Below are 14,199 nucleotides of genomic sequence, written 5' to 3'. Positions count from 1 at the left end.
AACCCGAATGCAACAAACGGTTAACAGCACATCGACGAACAGCGAACCCGGCACCGAACGGCACGGGAAAAACCTGCGTTCACCATTCCGCCACACGTCGTTCATCCGGTATCAAGCCATGAGTCAAGACGCAGGATGGAGCGGCATCTAGCGTCACCGGGGTGGTCAAGCTCTCCGTTATCGTGCCGTTCTACAACGTCCAGCAATACGCGCCCGACACATTGAAAAGCCTGCGCGCCAACGCGCGGGAGGACTTCGAATTCATTCTCGTCGACGACTGCTCGAAGGATGAGACCCCGAACATCCTCGAGCGTGCGGCGAAGGAACTGCAGGGCGCCGGGGGCGCCGGCCGTGTCGTTCATGTCAGACACGAGCAGAACGGGGGCCTCGCGACCGCGCGCAACAGCGGCATCGACGCCGCCACCGGCGAATACCTCACCTTCCTGGACGGCGACGACTGGCTCGCGCCGGGTTACTACCCGCAGCTGCTCTCCGCCATCGAGGAGCTGGGCTGTGACTTCGTGCGCACCGACCATGTGCAGTGCACCGCCCGCGCCCGCACCGTTCATCGTGTGCCGCACGGCATGCGCGGTGTCGTGATGCGGTCGCGCGACGCCATCCTGCCCGCCGACAGGACCACGTCCGTCGACTACGCGTACGCCTGGGCGGGCATCTACCACCGCCGGCTCGTCGACGCGGGACTGCTGCACTTCACGGACGGGCTGCGCACCGCGGAGGACCGGCCGTGGATCTGGCGGCTGCACCGCGAGGCGGAATCCTTCGCCGCGGTGAGCCTGTTGGGCGTTTTCTACCGGCGCGGGGTCGCGTCGTCCCTGACCCAGATCGGCGACGTACGCCAGCTGGATTTCATCCGGGCATTCGACCAGGTCGTACAGGAAACAGCCGCCGACCCCGACGCGGAAAACCTGCTGCCGAAGGCCGTGCGCACGTATTGCGCCATTATTTCCCATCATCTGGGATCCATCGAAAGGTTTGAACCCTCTGTGGCGCGCAGTCTGAAGGCCATGAGTGCGGCGGCGCTGAAGCGCATGCCGCAGAACGTTCTGGACGAGGCGCTCGACGCCATGGACGTCGAACGCGCGACGCGGCTGCGCCGTCTGCGCAGGCGGCCGGTGTCCGCCGGGGAGGCGGCGGCGTGAGCACGGCCGGCTTCCAGAACTCCGCCCGCACGGCCGACTCCGCCCGCACTCCCGGCGGCCGTCGCCGCACCACCCAGATCTTCTACGCCTCCACGCTCTACGGTGCCGCCACGCTGGCAGCCGCCGTCGACGCGAACTGCTTCGCGCCCGCCGAGCGGCGCATCCTGCTCGTCTCCAACAACGCGGCGATTCCCGAGACCACGACCCCGCTCGACCGGATGCCCGGCTTCGCCCGCCTGCGCGACCGCTTCGACTCGGTCCTGTCGTGGAACGAGGCCATCTTCCCCTTCCACCCGGGCGGTTGGGCCCCGCGCCAGGAGGACCTTCCGCTCTGGGAGCGGTATCTGCGGCTGGCCTGGGACCTGGGTGACGACGACGTCGAGCTGGCGGTGGAGTCCATCCAGGTCGACCCCGCTCAGACGATCGCGCAGATCTTCACCGACGCCCCCGTCGACGTCTACGCGGACGGGCTGATGAGCTACGGCCCCACCCGCAACAAGATCGACCCGCTGGTCGGCACGCGCGTACGGCGGCTGCTCCACCTGGACCTGGTGCCGGGTCTGAAGCCGCTGCTGCTCACCGAGTTCGGCGTGGAGCCCGAGATCGTACCGACCGATGTCTTCGTGAAGACGCTAGGGGAACTGGGCGAGGACGAGTCGGCGGCCGCCCTGCCCAAGGTGGCGGAGCCGGCGCTGCTGCTCGGCCAGTACCTCTCGGCGCTCGGCATCCTCAGCCCCGAGGAAGAGGAGGCCCTGCACGCCCGCATGCTGCGCGGCGCCTTCGAGCTCGGACACACCCGCATCGTGTTCAAGCCCCACCCCAGCGCACCGGCCCGCTGGTCGCGGACACTGGAGCGGGAGGCGGAGAAGCTCGGCGCCGAGCTCACGGTGCTCGACACGCCCGTGCTCGCCGAGGTCCTCTACCAGCGGATGCGGCCCGCGCTCGTCGTCGGCTGCTTCTCCACCGCCCTGCTCACCGCGTCCGCGTTCTACGACCTGCCGATCGCCCGCACAGGCACCGAGCTGCTCCTGGAGCGCCTGTCGCCGTACCAGAACAGCAACCGCGTCCCGGTCACCATCGTCGACGCCCTGGTACCGGACCTCGGCGACCGCGCCGGCGTCGACGCCCAGAAACTCGACGTGGAGGCGGGCGGGTTGACCGGCCTGCTCACGGCCGTCGGCTTCGTCATGCAGCCGCAGATCCAGTCGGGGCTGCGTCCGGCCGCGGAACGCTATCTCGCCCAGCACTTCGGCCCCCGCACGCAGCGCTACTTCAAGCGCCGCCGGCTCACCTCGCTCGGCCTGCCCGGCGGCATCCCGGAGCGGCTGTCGTTCCTGCCGCGCAGCGCCACCGCGCGCCGGGTCGTACGGCGGGCCCGTGCGCTCCGCAAGGCGGTACGCCGCTGAGCGCGACAGCGGAGCCGGGCACCGGCCCAGCGTCTCTCGGAGCGGGTGGATCACTGGTTGATCCACCCGCTTTCTCTTTGGCAATTTCCGGTGATCGGAAAGCCGGAGAACTGAAGAGAAAGAGGGAAGACGACTCCCGGACGCGGTCTGTTCGGCCGGGGTTCATGAACGCTCCATAGCTTCCGACAATGCGTCAAGCAGTTTTCTCCCCGACACCGTTCGACCCGGCAGGCGGACCGAGATGACCCAGCAGGACATCCGTCCGTCAGCCCACACCGCGGCCCCCGTTCCGCTCACGCTGCCGGGGCAGCGGCCGAGCCGGCGGCCACTGATCTCGTACGTGCTCCCGGTCTACAACGAGCAGGACGGCATCACCGCCTTCCACACCGAGCTGACCGCGGCCCTCGCCCAGCGCCCGGAGCTCGACTACGAGCTGGTCTACGTCAACGACGGCTCCGCCGACGGCTCGCTCGGCATCCTCAAGGACCTCGCGAAGAACGACGAGCGCGTCCGGGTGGTCGACTTCGCCCGCAACTTCGGGCACCAGATCGCCATCACCGCGGGACTCGACATCGCCGAGGGCGACGCGGTGATCGTCATGGACACCGACCTCCAGGACCCGCCGCGCGTCAGCCTCGAACTGGTCGACGCCTGGCGCGAGGGCGCGGAGATCGTGCACGCCCGCCGCCGCACCCGGCAGGACTCCGTCTTCAAGCGGGCCACCGCGTCGCTGTACTACCGCATGCTGCGCTCCGCCGCCGAGGTGGACATCCCGCTGGACACCGGGGACTTCCGGCTGATCGACCGGCGGGTCGCCGACGAGCTGCGCCGGTACCGCGAGCGCAGCCGCTTCGTCCGCGGCATCATCGCCTCGATGGGCTTTACGCAGACCGAGGTGAAGTTCGACCGCGACGAGCGGTTCGCGGGCGAGACGAAGTACCCGCTGAAGAAGATGGCCAAGCTGGCGATCGACGGCATGACCAGCTTCTCCACGGTGCCGCTGCGGATGATCACGCGGCTCGGCTTCGTGGTGCTGGCGCTGTCGCTGCTCGGCATCCTCTACGCGCTGGGGATGAAGTTCTTCCGGCCCGACATCACCGTCTCCGGCTGGACGATGCTGATGTGTGTCGTGCTGTTCCTGGGCGGCACCCAGATGCTGTCCCTCGGTGTGCTCGGCACCTACGTAGGACGTATCTACCGCGAGGCCCAGGGGCGCCCGCTGTACCTGGTGCGCGAGGTGACCGGCGGCCGTCCGCAGGGCGAGCGGGGAGACACCGGTGCCGTCTGAGACCGTCGCCGACGCCGTGCCGGAGGCACGGGCCCAGGAGCGGGCCGCGGAGCGGCGCCGGACCCTGGGCCAGCTGATCCGCTACACGCTGATCGGCGGCAGCGGCGTCACGCTCGACCTCGTGGCCTTCCTGCTGCTGCACAACTGGGCGGGGATGCACGAGCAGTTCGCCAACGCGATCAGCACCACGCTCGGCATCACCAACAACTTCATCCTCAACGCGCTGTTCACCTTCGAGCGGCGCGACCGGATCGTGGTGCGCTTCCTGCGTTTCTACGCCGTCGGCCTGACCGGGATCGTCCTGACGTATCTGCTCTTCCTCGTCTTCACCGACGCGCTGGGGCTCGACGCCAACATCGTCAAGGTGGGCTCGCTGCCGCTGGTCCTGGCCCTCCAGTTCGTGCTCAACAGAAAGTGGAGCTTCGCATGAACCTCGGCATCGTCGGCGCGGGTGCCACCGGCCTCACCGCCGCCTGGGACGCCGTACGCGCCGGCCACCAGGTCACCATCCTGGAGGCGGCCGACGAACTGGGCGGCCTCGCTGCGTCGTTGAAGGTGGGTGGCGTTCCGCTGGAGCGCTACTACCACCACATCTTCCGCAGCGACAAGGCCATGATCGCCCTGATCGAGGAGCTGGGGCTCGGTGACGCGCTCCGCTTCCACAAGCCGACCACGGGCATCTACCGCCGCGGGAAGCTGATCGACTTCACCACCCCGTTCGACATGCTGCGCTTCCCGGAGTTCTCGCCGGTGGACGCGGTGCGGTTCGCCGGGTCGTCGGCGCTGCTGAAGGCGGTGCGGGGCGGTGAGCGGTTCAACGACCTGACCGCCCTGTCCTGGCTGCGCCGCTGGGCGGGCCGGAAGGCGACCGCGGCGATCTGGGAGCCGCTGCTGCGCGGCAAGTTCGGCGACCGCGCCGAGCAGGTGTCGATGGCGTGGCTGTGGGCTCGTATCCACTGCCGTACGTTCGAACTCGGCTATGTCGACGGCGGGTTCGAGCGCGTGTACGCGGCGCTGCGCGACGGCATCGAGGAGCGCGGCGGCAAGGTGGAGTTCGGCAAGGCGGTCGAGTCGATCCGGCAGGACGGCGACGCCGCACCGGCGGTCGTACAGTGCGCGGACGGCTCCCGCTACGAGTTCGACCAGCTGATCGTCACCACCCCGCAGCCCGCCTTCGCCAAGGCCGCCGGGCTGCCCGCCGACGACACGGTGTGGAAGAACCAGTACCTGGGCGCGACCTGCTTCGTGCTGGAGCTGGACCGCAGCGTGATCCCGTACTACTGGCTCAACATCAACGAGCCGGACTTCCCGTTCCTCGCGGTGGTCGAGCACACCAAGATGATCGATCCGTCCGTCTACGGCGGCCGGCACGTCCTCTACGTGGGCAACTACGTCGAGCGCGAGGACTGGCGGTTCACGACCGAGCCGGCCGACCTGCTGAAGGCGTTCGTGCCGTATCTGAAGCGGATCAACCCGGAGTTCGACGAGTCCTGGATCAAGGACTGGCACTTCTCGAAGGCCGGGTTCGCCCAGCCGGTCGTGACCCCCGAGTACCGGTCGCTGATCCCCGGCCACGACACGCCGATGAGCCGCGTCAAGCTCGCCACGATGGCCCAGATCTACCCGCAGGACCGCGGCCAGAGCTACTCGGTGGCACTGGCCCGCAAGGTGACGAAGCTGATCGGGGCGCGCTAGCCCGGTCATGCACGAGGGGCCCCGGTCGACACGACCGGGGCCCCTCGTCTTGTCCTGAACCGTCCCTACCTGCGCACGCACACCACCGTCTTCGACCGGCCGCTCGCGGGCGGGCAGTCGTACGTCGCGGTGATGCGCCGCTGCAGCTCCGGGTCGACGTTCCCGGGCCGGAACCAGGCCCAGTCGAGCACCGCGTACGGCGCCGGGTCGTGGTCGACGCAGTCGGCGTTCTCCTTGAACGACGGCAGGTCGGCGACGTCGTCGAGGAAGCGGGAGCGCTGGAGGAACGTGGCGATCGGATAGCGGCACTGGGCCGGGTGGTCGACGTAGTACACGGTGTCGCCGAAGGCCAGGTACAGCACCCGGGCGCCGTCCGGGATCTGCGCACGCAGCCGGTCGGCGTCCTCCTTCTTGGTTTCCGAGTTCCGCAGGAAGGTCGCACTGGTCAACCCGACCTTGCCGTGCGAGACCAGGTGCGGGGAGCCGGGCCAGATGCTCCCGGACAGGCACACCACACCGGCCAGGGCGACGAGCGCGGCCGGCCACACGCCACGGGAACCGGGCTTTGCCACGGCCCGCCTACGGGCCTCCACCCGGGCGTCCACGACGGCCGCCAGCAGGGCCACCAGGCCCAGCGCCCAGACCGTCGCCGGCCGCTGCAGCCCCTTGGGCGCCTCGGCATACAGCACGGGCAGCGCCCCGAACAGCAGCGATACGGCGCCGAAGCACCACGGGGGCGAGCGGCGCGCCCCACCCACGGCGAGGCCCCACATCGCGGCGGCGACGACGGTCAGCTGGACCGCGTGGTAGAGGAACCAGTTGCCCTGCACGACCACGACGGCCAGGGCGCCGACGCCGATGAGCAGGGCGATCAGGAGCAGTTCGAGGCGGCGCAGGCGCCCCTGAACCCGGGCGAGGATCAGCAGCAGCGCGCCGGGCAGGAGCAGCAGCACGGGGCTGAGCACGGCCCGGTCGGCGAGGAAGTCCACCGAGCGTTCGAAGATGAACGAGGGGTCGATGCCGGTACGGCTGAGGGCCGACTTGTTGATCTGCGGCATGTCCTCGGTCCACTGCCACTCGTGGGACCCGGCGAGCACGCTCAGCCCGAACAGGGCGATCGCGCCAGGTACCGCGACCAGCGCCACGCGCACGGCACGGCCCCGGTCGACGGCCCACACGAGCAGGACGCCGACGGCGGCCGTGGAGGCAGTGGAGTACTTCATCATCACCGCGAGCCCGAGCGGCAGTGCGGCGAGCAGCGCCGCCGGCCACGGCCGGGCGGGGCCGAGCGCCGCGGCGATGCCCAGCACGGTCAGCACCACCGCCGTCCACTCCGGCTGGAGGAAGTCGGTGCGCGGCGCCAGCACGAGCAGGAGGCCGGTGGCGCCCGCCGTGAGGGCCGCCTCGCGCCCGCTGACGCGGCGCAGCAACGCCGTGTACAGAGCGAAGGCGGCCGCGGCGGCGATCAGGGCGCCCTCCGCCTCGATGAGCGTCTCCCGGGCGATCGTCCCGCCGAAGGTGGGCGCGTCCAGGAGGGCGACGAACCACCGGTAGAAAAACGGCCGGTGGGTGAAGACCTCCGACGGCGAGTAGCCGGCCTCGCCGCCGAGGCGCAGTGCGCCGAGGACGTACTGCAGGTCACCGGTGAGGCGCCTGGTGAGCACGGTGTAGACGACGGCGGCCGCCGCGGGCACGGCGACCACCGGCCACCACAGGGGTGACCGGCGGACGCGCGGTTGCGCGGCGGGCGGCGCCTCGTCGGCCAGGACGGTCGCCATGCCTCAGCCGCCCAGGACCGTGCGCAGCTCGGCGGCGTTCGCCTCGGTGATCTTCCACAGCTCCTGCTGCCGGCCGTGCACGTCGGCGACGGTCTTGGCGTGGTCGGCGAGCAGGTCCCGGGAGCGCTCCACGAGCACCGCGGCGAGGTTGCGGTCGTGCACCGACACGCCCCACTCCGGGCGGTCGATGTCGCGCAGGAAGTACGCCATCTTCGGGTGCGAGATCAGGCTGATGATCGGCGTGCCGCAGCCGAACGGGATCATGCCCGCGTGGCCGCGCATGCCGATGACCAGCCTGGTGCGCGCGTACAGGTCGCGGATCTCGTCGTTCTCGAAGTCGTACATCGGGATGACGGGCAGCGAGATGCCGTGCTCACGGCGCAGATCGAAGGCGATCTTCTCGTCGTCGAGCGAGTGCGCCACGCACTGCACCTCGCCGAGGTCGCCGAGGTCCTTCACGGCCTTGGCCATCTGTGCCAGGAAGTACGCGTAGTCGTGGCCGAAGCGCAGCCCGGCGCGGTCGTACGCGGCGTTGATCAGGATGGTGTCGTCGCGCCGGGCCGGGTCCTGCCAGCCCTCGACGAGCTGGCGCGTGACCGTGGTCGGGCACGGCTGGAAGCGCACCTTGTCGTGCAGGTGGGCCGGGAGCATGGCGCGCACCTTCTCGATCGAGCCGTGGTTGCGCAGCCCGAAGAAGGCGGAGCGCTCGACGAGCTTGCGCAGCGAGGTGCGGAACCGGTCGGCCCGGTAGGACTGCCCGTCGAAGGCGTTGAAGCCCACGGCGTAGACCGCGATCGGCACGTCGATGCGCTCCAGCAGCTCATCGGGGACGTTCCACTGCCAGGCGCTGTTGCCGTTGGGCATGGTGTCCGGGATGAACAGGCCGCCGCCGCCGATGACCAGGCCGCGGCGGGAGTTGACCCGCTCCAGGGCCGCCTCGTCGAACAGGCGGTGGGCATGCACCGAGTGCCAGCGACGCGAGGTCGTGTCCGGGTCGAAGGCGAGGCGGACGCTCTCCGGGAGCAGCTTGTCGCCCGCGTTGCCCTGGCGGTCCATGTAGAAGGCGACGTGCGCCAGCTGGTCCTCCGGGCCGCTCTTCTGCTGGGCCGGCACACCGTCGATGGTGCGCTGCTGCCAGATGCGGCTGGCCCGGTGCGTGGGGTCGACGCCGAGTCCGGCCATCGCGTACGTCCGCGCGGTGGTGTCGTCGCCGTGGACCCACGCGATCTGGGCGAGGCGGGAGAAGGCGGTGGCGGCGCGGTTGGGCGCGGAGGTGGCCAGCAGCAGCTGGGCCCTGGCCTCTTCGTAGCGGGACACGCTCATGAGGGCGTGCCCGTAGACCTCGTGCGGCCAGGCCTCGTCGACCGGGATGTGCACCCGCTCCATGATGTCGACGGCGGCCTGGTAGTCGCCGGCGCCGATGTGTGCGAGGGCGACGCGGCGGGCGGTGTCGACGTCGCCGGTGCGCTCCACGTGCGGGGTGCCGAAGTGCACCAGCAGGTCCTGGTGCAGGGTCCCGGGACGGGAGAGGTAGGAGGCGTGCAGCTCGGCGTCGTCGACGTCGAACTCGCGCCACCGCTCCTGCGCCTGCTCGTATCCGGCCTCGCCGCCCTGCCACGGCTTGTGGCGGCCGGTGAAGTGCAGGATCGCGGTGTCGTCGGGCACCGGCAGGTCGCCGGACAGGCGCCGCTTGACGAAGTTGTACTTCGGGTCGAGGTCGACGAAGTCGCCGTCGAGCAGGGCGTTGAGGATGCCCTGGTCGTGCTTGTCGAGCTCGTACGAGCCGCTGCGGCCGATCTCGTCCAGCTTCGCGCAGAACTCGTCGGTCAGGTACTCCTTCTGGATCACGAGCAGACCGCTGTTGAGCATGCGCGTCTTGTCGCCGTAAAAGAACTGCGGAACGGCGGCCAGTCCCTCGCGCATGGCGAGCAGTTCGGTGATCGGGCCGAGGACCACCATGTCGGTGTCCAGGGTGATCACGGTGTCGTAGTCGCGGATCTTGAAGACGTCGAGGATGAAGTACGCCTTGCGGACAAGGTAGTTGTCCTGGTCGCCCTTCTTGTACGAGTCGTAGTGGTCGGCGTCGACGCGGCGGAAGGTCACGCGCGGGTGCAGGGCGCGGATGCGGGCCACGGAGGACGGGCGCAGATCGTCGTGCAGGACGATGAAGTCCTCGCACACGTCCGGGTTGGTCAGGGCGAGGGAGCGCAGCAGGACGAGGAAGCCGGGCAGGTAGTTCTCGTCGACGAAGCTGGCGAAGGCGATGCGGCGCTTGCCGGTGAGCGCGCGGGCGGAGCCCTCGTCGGGGGCGGCCGCCGCGGGACGGCCCGCTGCCGGGACGGTGGCGGATGTCTGGGTCGCGGTCATCGCAGGGAAATCCTCACGCCGGAGACGCTCTGGGCCCGTTCCATGACCCACGTCTTCTCGCTGCTGTATTCGTGAACGTTCGTGATCGGCAGTTTCATCGCCTCGGCGACGCGATAGGCGCCGCTCTCGTAGAAGTCGAAGCCGATCAGGTCGAGAGTGGGGCTGACGTCGAGGAAGTCGAGCAGCCAGAGCATGTTGAAGCCGGACGTCGGGATGGCGGAGAACTGCTCGGTGGTCCAGCTGCCGATGTTGCGCACCGGCCAGCGCAGCGACTCGTCACCCACGTAGTTCTGCGCGCCCGGGACCAGCTTGTTGCGCATCGAGTACTTCCAGTCGGCCGAGTTGCCGCCGGTGATCAGGCGGATGTCGACCGGCTTGTCCCAGTTGAATGCGTGCTTGTGGATGGAGACGTGGATATCCGTCTTCTTGCCGGTGTGGAGCGGGTCGATCTTGTACGAGTTGAAGCGCATGACCAGGTCGTACGAGTCGATCTCGGCGCCCATCGAGCTCTCGCCGACCTTGGCGGAGTTGGCGATGAGGCAGATGGACTTCCCGGCGATCCGGTTGCGGAACTCGCCGAGGCTGAGCCACTGCACGCCCCCGAAGAGGGGGTCGGTCACCGGGCCGCGCATGCGGATGCGGCGCGACTCGGCGTACAGGCCGATCGCCTCGGTCAGTTCGGGCGTGGGGCGGGTCGCGATGCCGGTGCACAGGTCCAGGTAGTGGCTGAGCGCCTCCTGGAAGTCCTGCTCGGCGGACTCGGTGCGGTCCATGGCGATGAGCGCGCCGACGAGGCGGGCCTGGGCGCCGTCCCAGTCGCCCGCGGCGTGCGCGGCGAGGCCGTCGGCCCAGGCGTCGGTCGCCGGTCCTGCGGTGAACCGGGTGGCGTCGGGGACGGTGCGCTCCAGCAGGGCGAGCAGCTCGGCGCGCCGCTCCAGCGCGGTGCGGATGCCGGTCACCCGGGCGCGGACGCCGAAGCCGTCGTCCTTCGTCAGGTCCAGGTAGCGCTCGAAGGCCGCAGCCGCGTCGGCTGGGCGGCCCATGGCCTCGAGGAGGCGGCCGCGCAGCCGCCAGCCGGCACGGGAGTTCTTGCGCTGGGTCAGCACGGTGTCGCTGATGAGCAGGGCGAGGTTCAGCTCGTCGTCGTAGCCGCAGTCCACGGCCTTGTTGCCGACGGCGAGGAGGGCGTCGAGCAGTTCGTTGGTGATGCCGCCACCGCCGCTGACGGCCTTGGCGCCGCGCCGGAGCAGTCCTCCCGCTGCCGGGGCTGCCGGGGCGGCCCCCGACTGCGAGGCCCAGACGGCGAGCAGCTCGCGCAGCTTCTCAGCCAGGCCCGTACGCCGGGAGTCGAGGCTCCCGACGAGCTTGCCGCTGTGCACGGCGCATGCGCGCAGACAGTCCTCCAGCTCGGCCGGTGTGACCTGGGCGGTCGGCGGGCCGGCGTCGGTGGGCGCGGATGCCAGGTCCCCGGTCCGGGGACGTGACCATCTGCTGCGAACCCTCGTCATGGTGCTCCTGCTCTGGGTGGGGCGAAAGATGGCAAGGCTCTGCCAAGAGGTAGAGGAAGGTCGGAGAACGGTAAGAAACCAAGACGACACTCCGGTGAACTGCGTGGGACCGGGGAGCAAATCGTCTCCCCGGCGGATTCGCCGTCGGGCGGGTGAATGCCCTTTACACCCCCGTCCCCGTTCCGCCGTCATTCGGAGTTCGACAGAAGTTTCCCTATCGGCCAATTTCGTGGGGCTTCCGTTCGTTGAACACAGGCCTAGCCTTTCCCCCACCTGTGATCCGTGCGACACCGGGTCAACTCTTTGAGAGATTGATTGAGGTCATCGGTTCCATGAAAAGCCGCTCCCTGCTCCGCAGTTCGGCCTCCCGGCGCCTGCTGCGTCCCCTCGCCGACCTCATCGACCAGCGCATCGAGCGGCAGGTCCGCTCTGCGGTACGCCGTGAACAATCGGCGAGCGAATCGGTCCAGCGTGACGTCCAGGTCCTGAGGCAGCATCAGGTGACGTTCGACCTGCTTGTCGGCCCGCGGGCGACGGGCATCTCCCGCGTGGTCGTCCCGAGCGCCCTGGACCGCCTCCAGTCCGAGGTCGCGGCTCTGGGCGGCGACCGCGACGCGGCGGTCCGCAATGTGGCCGCCGCCTTCCGGCTGCTCGTCGCGCTGGAGTCGCTGGGCGTGGGCCGGATCGCGGGCGGCACCATGAACATCTGCGGCAAGCTCGGCACGATCCCGCTGCTCGACCCGCCGAACGACGAGATCCTGGAGATCGGCACGCTGTACGGCATGTTCTCCGCCGGGCTCGTCCGGATGATGGAGCGGGACGGCCGCAGCCCGAGCCTGACCATTGTCGACCCCTTCGCCGGCGTGCAGCTCCAGCCCGGCACCGATCAGCGCACCGACCCGACGGGCACGCCGGTCGACGAGCACGCCGTACGCACCAATCTCGCCCTGGCCGGCCCCGCGGGCGCCGCCGCCCGCATCCACCAGGGCTTCTCGGAGGACCCCGAGACCCGCGCGGCCGTCTCGGACCGCCGCTACGGCGTGATCATCGTGGACGGCGACCACTCGGCGGAGGGCGTCGCCAAGGACCTCGAGTGGGCGGAGGAGATCGCGGCCCCCGGCGGGATCGTCGTCCTCGACGACTACCGCGACCCGAAGTGGCCGGGCATCAAGGAGGCCCTGGACAAGCACCTGGCGGGCGACACCCGTTTCACGTACCTGGGCAGGGCGGCGCGCTCGGCGTTTCTGCGGGCTTCTTGAGGGGCGCTCGGTTGCGGGTGCTGGGCTCCGGGCGCTCGGAGCCGCGCACCGCCGGACATTCGGAGCCGAGCATTCCGCTGACTGTGGGCGCAGGGTTCACGCATCGCCACCGTCGAGAAGGGCGAGCGGACCCCCGCCCCCAAGCTCGACGCCAGGACCTGATGCGGCTGCGGCCTCGGTCTCTACCAGACCACCACTACTTCACCGGCTACTTCACCCGTCCGGGCCCCCGTGCGACATCGACGTGAACTGCTGGGGACGGACCGGCAAAGCCCAGCCTGATCGAGGGCTGTCGCGTCAACCGGCCGCTTAGGGTGGGCGAACGGCGCCGCGAAGGCGCCGGCCGCAGGGCGGGGACAGACGCCTGCGGACTCATGACGGTGGCGGGTGCCTTGCGCAGGACGGCGCCTCGGGCGCGACGACGCCCGAACAGACCCGCGGACGGTACGAGGCATCCGAGGTATTCGAGCGTGACCGAGACGGTCGTCAGCACATCCAAGCCCCAGCCCGCCGCCACGGGTCTCGCGAGACCGGGGGGTGCCACGACCGCGGTACCGCCGCGGAGGAAGTCCGCCGGAGGCCGGCTGCGCGCCCTGGACGGGCTCCGCCTGGTCGCCGCGCTGATGGTCGCCGCGTACCACTACGGCGGCCGGGACGGCGAGATATCCGAGGCCTGGGGATCCTCCACAAGGACGCAGTTCCCCACGGCCCACACCTGGTTCGCCTATGGCTCTCTGGGCGTGCAGATCTTCTTCGTCATCAGCGGCTTCGTGATCTGCATGAGCGGCTGGGGCCGGCCGCTGCGCTCCTTCTTCGCCTCCCGTGCGTCACGGCTGCTGCCCTCGTACTGGGCGGCGGTGGTGCTCGTCACCGCGGTCTTCGCGCTGCCGCCGGTCGCCTACGAGGCGGTGTCGCCGAGCGATGCGCTGCTGAACCTGACGATGCTTCAGTACCCGCTGGGCGTGGACCGGGTGCTCGGCGTGTGCTGGACACTCTGGGCGGAGATCCGCTTCTACGCTCTGTTCGCCCTGTGCGTCGTGCTCCCCGGGGCCACGCGCGAGCGCATCCTCCTGTTCTGCGCGGTGTGGACGATGGCCGCGGCCATCGCGGACGCCGCGAACGAGCCCTGGCTGAACATCGTCCTGATGCCCGACTACGCACCCTTCTTCATCGGCGGTATCGGGCTCTACCTGGTGCACCGCGACCGCCGCGACGCCACGGCCTGGGGCGTCGTCGCCGTCAGCTGGCTGATCGGCCAGCACTACGCGGTGACGCGGCTGTGGCAGGCACCGACGGACCCGGACTTCTTCTCGTACCGCTCGTCGCTCGCCATCATCCTGGTGGTCACGCTCGGCTTCGCGGCGGTGGCCGCGATCGCACTTGGCGCCCTGAGCTGGGCGAACTGGCGCTGGCTGACGGTCGCGGGCTCCCTGACGTACCCGTTCTACCTGGTGCACGAGCACCTGGGCTGGGTGGCGGTGGCCGCGCTGCACCGGGGCCTGGGCCTGCCGTCGTACGCGACCCTGGGTCTGACGCTCGCGGCGATGCTGCTGCTGGCGTGGCTGCTGAACCGGTATGTGGAGGGGTGGATGACCCCGCTGCTGCGCTCGCAGCTGGCGACCAGGGGGCGCTGAGCCGGGATTACCTCGAAGCCGGGAAGTAGTGCAGGTCAGGACCGGTCGGCGTCCTCGTTCGTGCAGCAGTGCGCGATCACGTCGGCGTAAGGGCGGGCGAACGC

10 protein-coding genes are annotated in these 14,199 nt (G+C 69.9%); 7 read left to right on the top strand and 3 right to left on the bottom strand.

Going from position 1 to position 14,199, the window contains the following annotated elements:
- Positions 1-161: 161 nt before the first annotated feature.
- The 5 genes from ACSMXV_RS25925 to ACSMXV_RS25905 all read left to right on the top strand — a co-directional run bounded on the left by ACSMXV_RS25925 (position 162) and on the right by ACSMXV_RS25905 (position 5,549).
- The gene (locus ACSMXV_RS25925) at positions 162-1,160 is read left to right on the top strand and encodes a glycosyltransferase family 2 protein (protein ID WP_473173632.1); all 999 of its coding nucleotides are present in this window, start codon (positions 162-164) and stop codon (positions 1,158-1,160) included.
- Positions 1,161-1,237: 77 nt separating this feature from the next.
- Complete coding sequence (locus ACSMXV_RS25920; protein ID WP_473179068.1) at positions 1,238-2,566, top strand: polysialyltransferase family glycosyltransferase; 1,329 nt, start codon at positions 1,238-1,240, stop codon at positions 2,564-2,566.
- A gap of 241 nt (positions 2,567-2,807) precedes the next feature.
- Complete coding sequence (locus ACSMXV_RS25915) at positions 2,808-3,854, top strand: glycosyltransferase family 2 protein (protein ID WP_473173631.1); 1,047 nt, start codon at positions 2,808-2,810, stop codon at positions 3,852-3,854.
- A complete protein-coding gene (locus ACSMXV_RS25910; RefSeq protein WP_312870171.1) occupies positions 3,844-4,284 on the top strand; it encodes a GtrA family protein in 441 nt (146 codons plus the stop codon). The genes ACSMXV_RS25915 and ACSMXV_RS25910 overlap by 11 nt, the downstream gene beginning before the upstream one ends.
- Complete coding sequence (locus ACSMXV_RS25905; RefSeq protein WP_473173630.1) at positions 4,281-5,549, top strand: NAD(P)/FAD-dependent oxidoreductase; 1,269 nt, start codon at positions 4,281-4,283, stop codon at positions 5,547-5,549. The genes ACSMXV_RS25910 and ACSMXV_RS25905 overlap by 4 nt, the downstream gene beginning before the upstream one ends.
- 65 nt (positions 5,550-5,614) lie before the next feature.
- Here the strand turns inward: ACSMXV_RS25905 and ACSMXV_RS25900 are convergent, their stop codons facing one another.
- The 3 genes from ACSMXV_RS25900 to ACSMXV_RS25890 are packed head-to-tail and all read right to left on the bottom strand — an operon-like array spanning position 5,615 to position 11,202.
- Complete coding sequence (locus tag ACSMXV_RS25900) at positions 5,615-7,327, bottom strand: hypothetical protein (protein ID WP_473173629.1); 1,713 nt, start codon at positions 7,325-7,327, stop codon at positions 5,615-5,617.
- A gap of 3 nt (positions 7,328-7,330) precedes the next feature.
- A complete protein-coding gene (locus tag ACSMXV_RS25895) occupies positions 7,331-9,694 on the bottom strand; it encodes a glycosyltransferase (protein ID WP_473173628.1) in 2,364 nt (787 codons plus the stop codon).
- A complete protein-coding gene (locus tag ACSMXV_RS25890; RefSeq protein WP_473173627.1) occupies positions 9,691-11,202 on the bottom strand; it encodes a tetratricopeptide repeat protein in 1,512 nt (503 codons plus the stop codon). Before ACSMXV_RS25890 ends, ACSMXV_RS25895 begins: the two co-directional genes overlap by 4 nt.
- Positions 11,203-11,534: 332 nt before the next feature.
- On the opposite strand from ACSMXV_RS25890, the gene ACSMXV_RS25885 reads away from it, so the two are divergent.
- Both ACSMXV_RS25885 and ACSMXV_RS25880 read left to right on the top strand, forming a co-directional pair.
- The gene (locus ACSMXV_RS25885; protein WP_181863341.1) at positions 11,535-12,461 is read left to right on the top strand and encodes a class I SAM-dependent methyltransferase; all 927 of its coding nucleotides are present in this window, start codon (positions 11,535-11,537) and stop codon (positions 12,459-12,461) included.
- Between the two features lie 470 nt (positions 12,462-12,931).
- Entirely contained in the window at positions 12,932-14,095 is a 1,164-nt protein-coding gene (locus tag ACSMXV_RS25880) for an acyltransferase family protein (RefSeq protein WP_473173626.1), read from the top strand.
- Positions 14,096-14,199 lie beyond the last annotated feature (104 nt).

The sequence above is a fragment of the Streptomyces sp. DSM 42067 genome, from assembly GCF_055792885.1.
Note: the sequence above shows the minus strand (reverse complement) of the source record. Positions and strands in the feature narration are given on the sequence as shown.

Coding starts and splice junctions, on each gene's coding strand:
- ACSMXV_RS25915 (WP_473173631.1), top strand. CDS start 2,808: ATGACCCAGCAGGACATCCGTCCGTCAGCCCACACCGCGGCCCCCGTT.
- ACSMXV_RS25905 (WP_473173630.1), top strand. CDS start 4,281: ATGAACCTCGGCATCGTCGGCGCGGGTGCCACCGGCCTCACCGCCGCC.
- ACSMXV_RS25900 (WP_473173629.1), bottom strand. CDS start 7,327: ATGGCGACCGTCCTGGCCGACGAGGCGCCGCCCGCCGCGCAACCGCGC.
- ACSMXV_RS25895 (WP_473173628.1), bottom strand. CDS start 9,694: ATGACCGCGACCCAGACATCCGCCACCGTCCCGGCAGCGGGCCGTCCC.
- ACSMXV_RS25890 (WP_473173627.1), bottom strand. CDS start 11,202: ATGACGAGGGTTCGCAGCAGATGGTCACGTCCCCGGACCGGGGACCTG.
- ACSMXV_RS25885 (WP_181863341.1), top strand. CDS start 11,535: ATGAAAAGCCGCTCCCTGCTCCGCAGTTCGGCCTCCCGGCGCCTGCTG.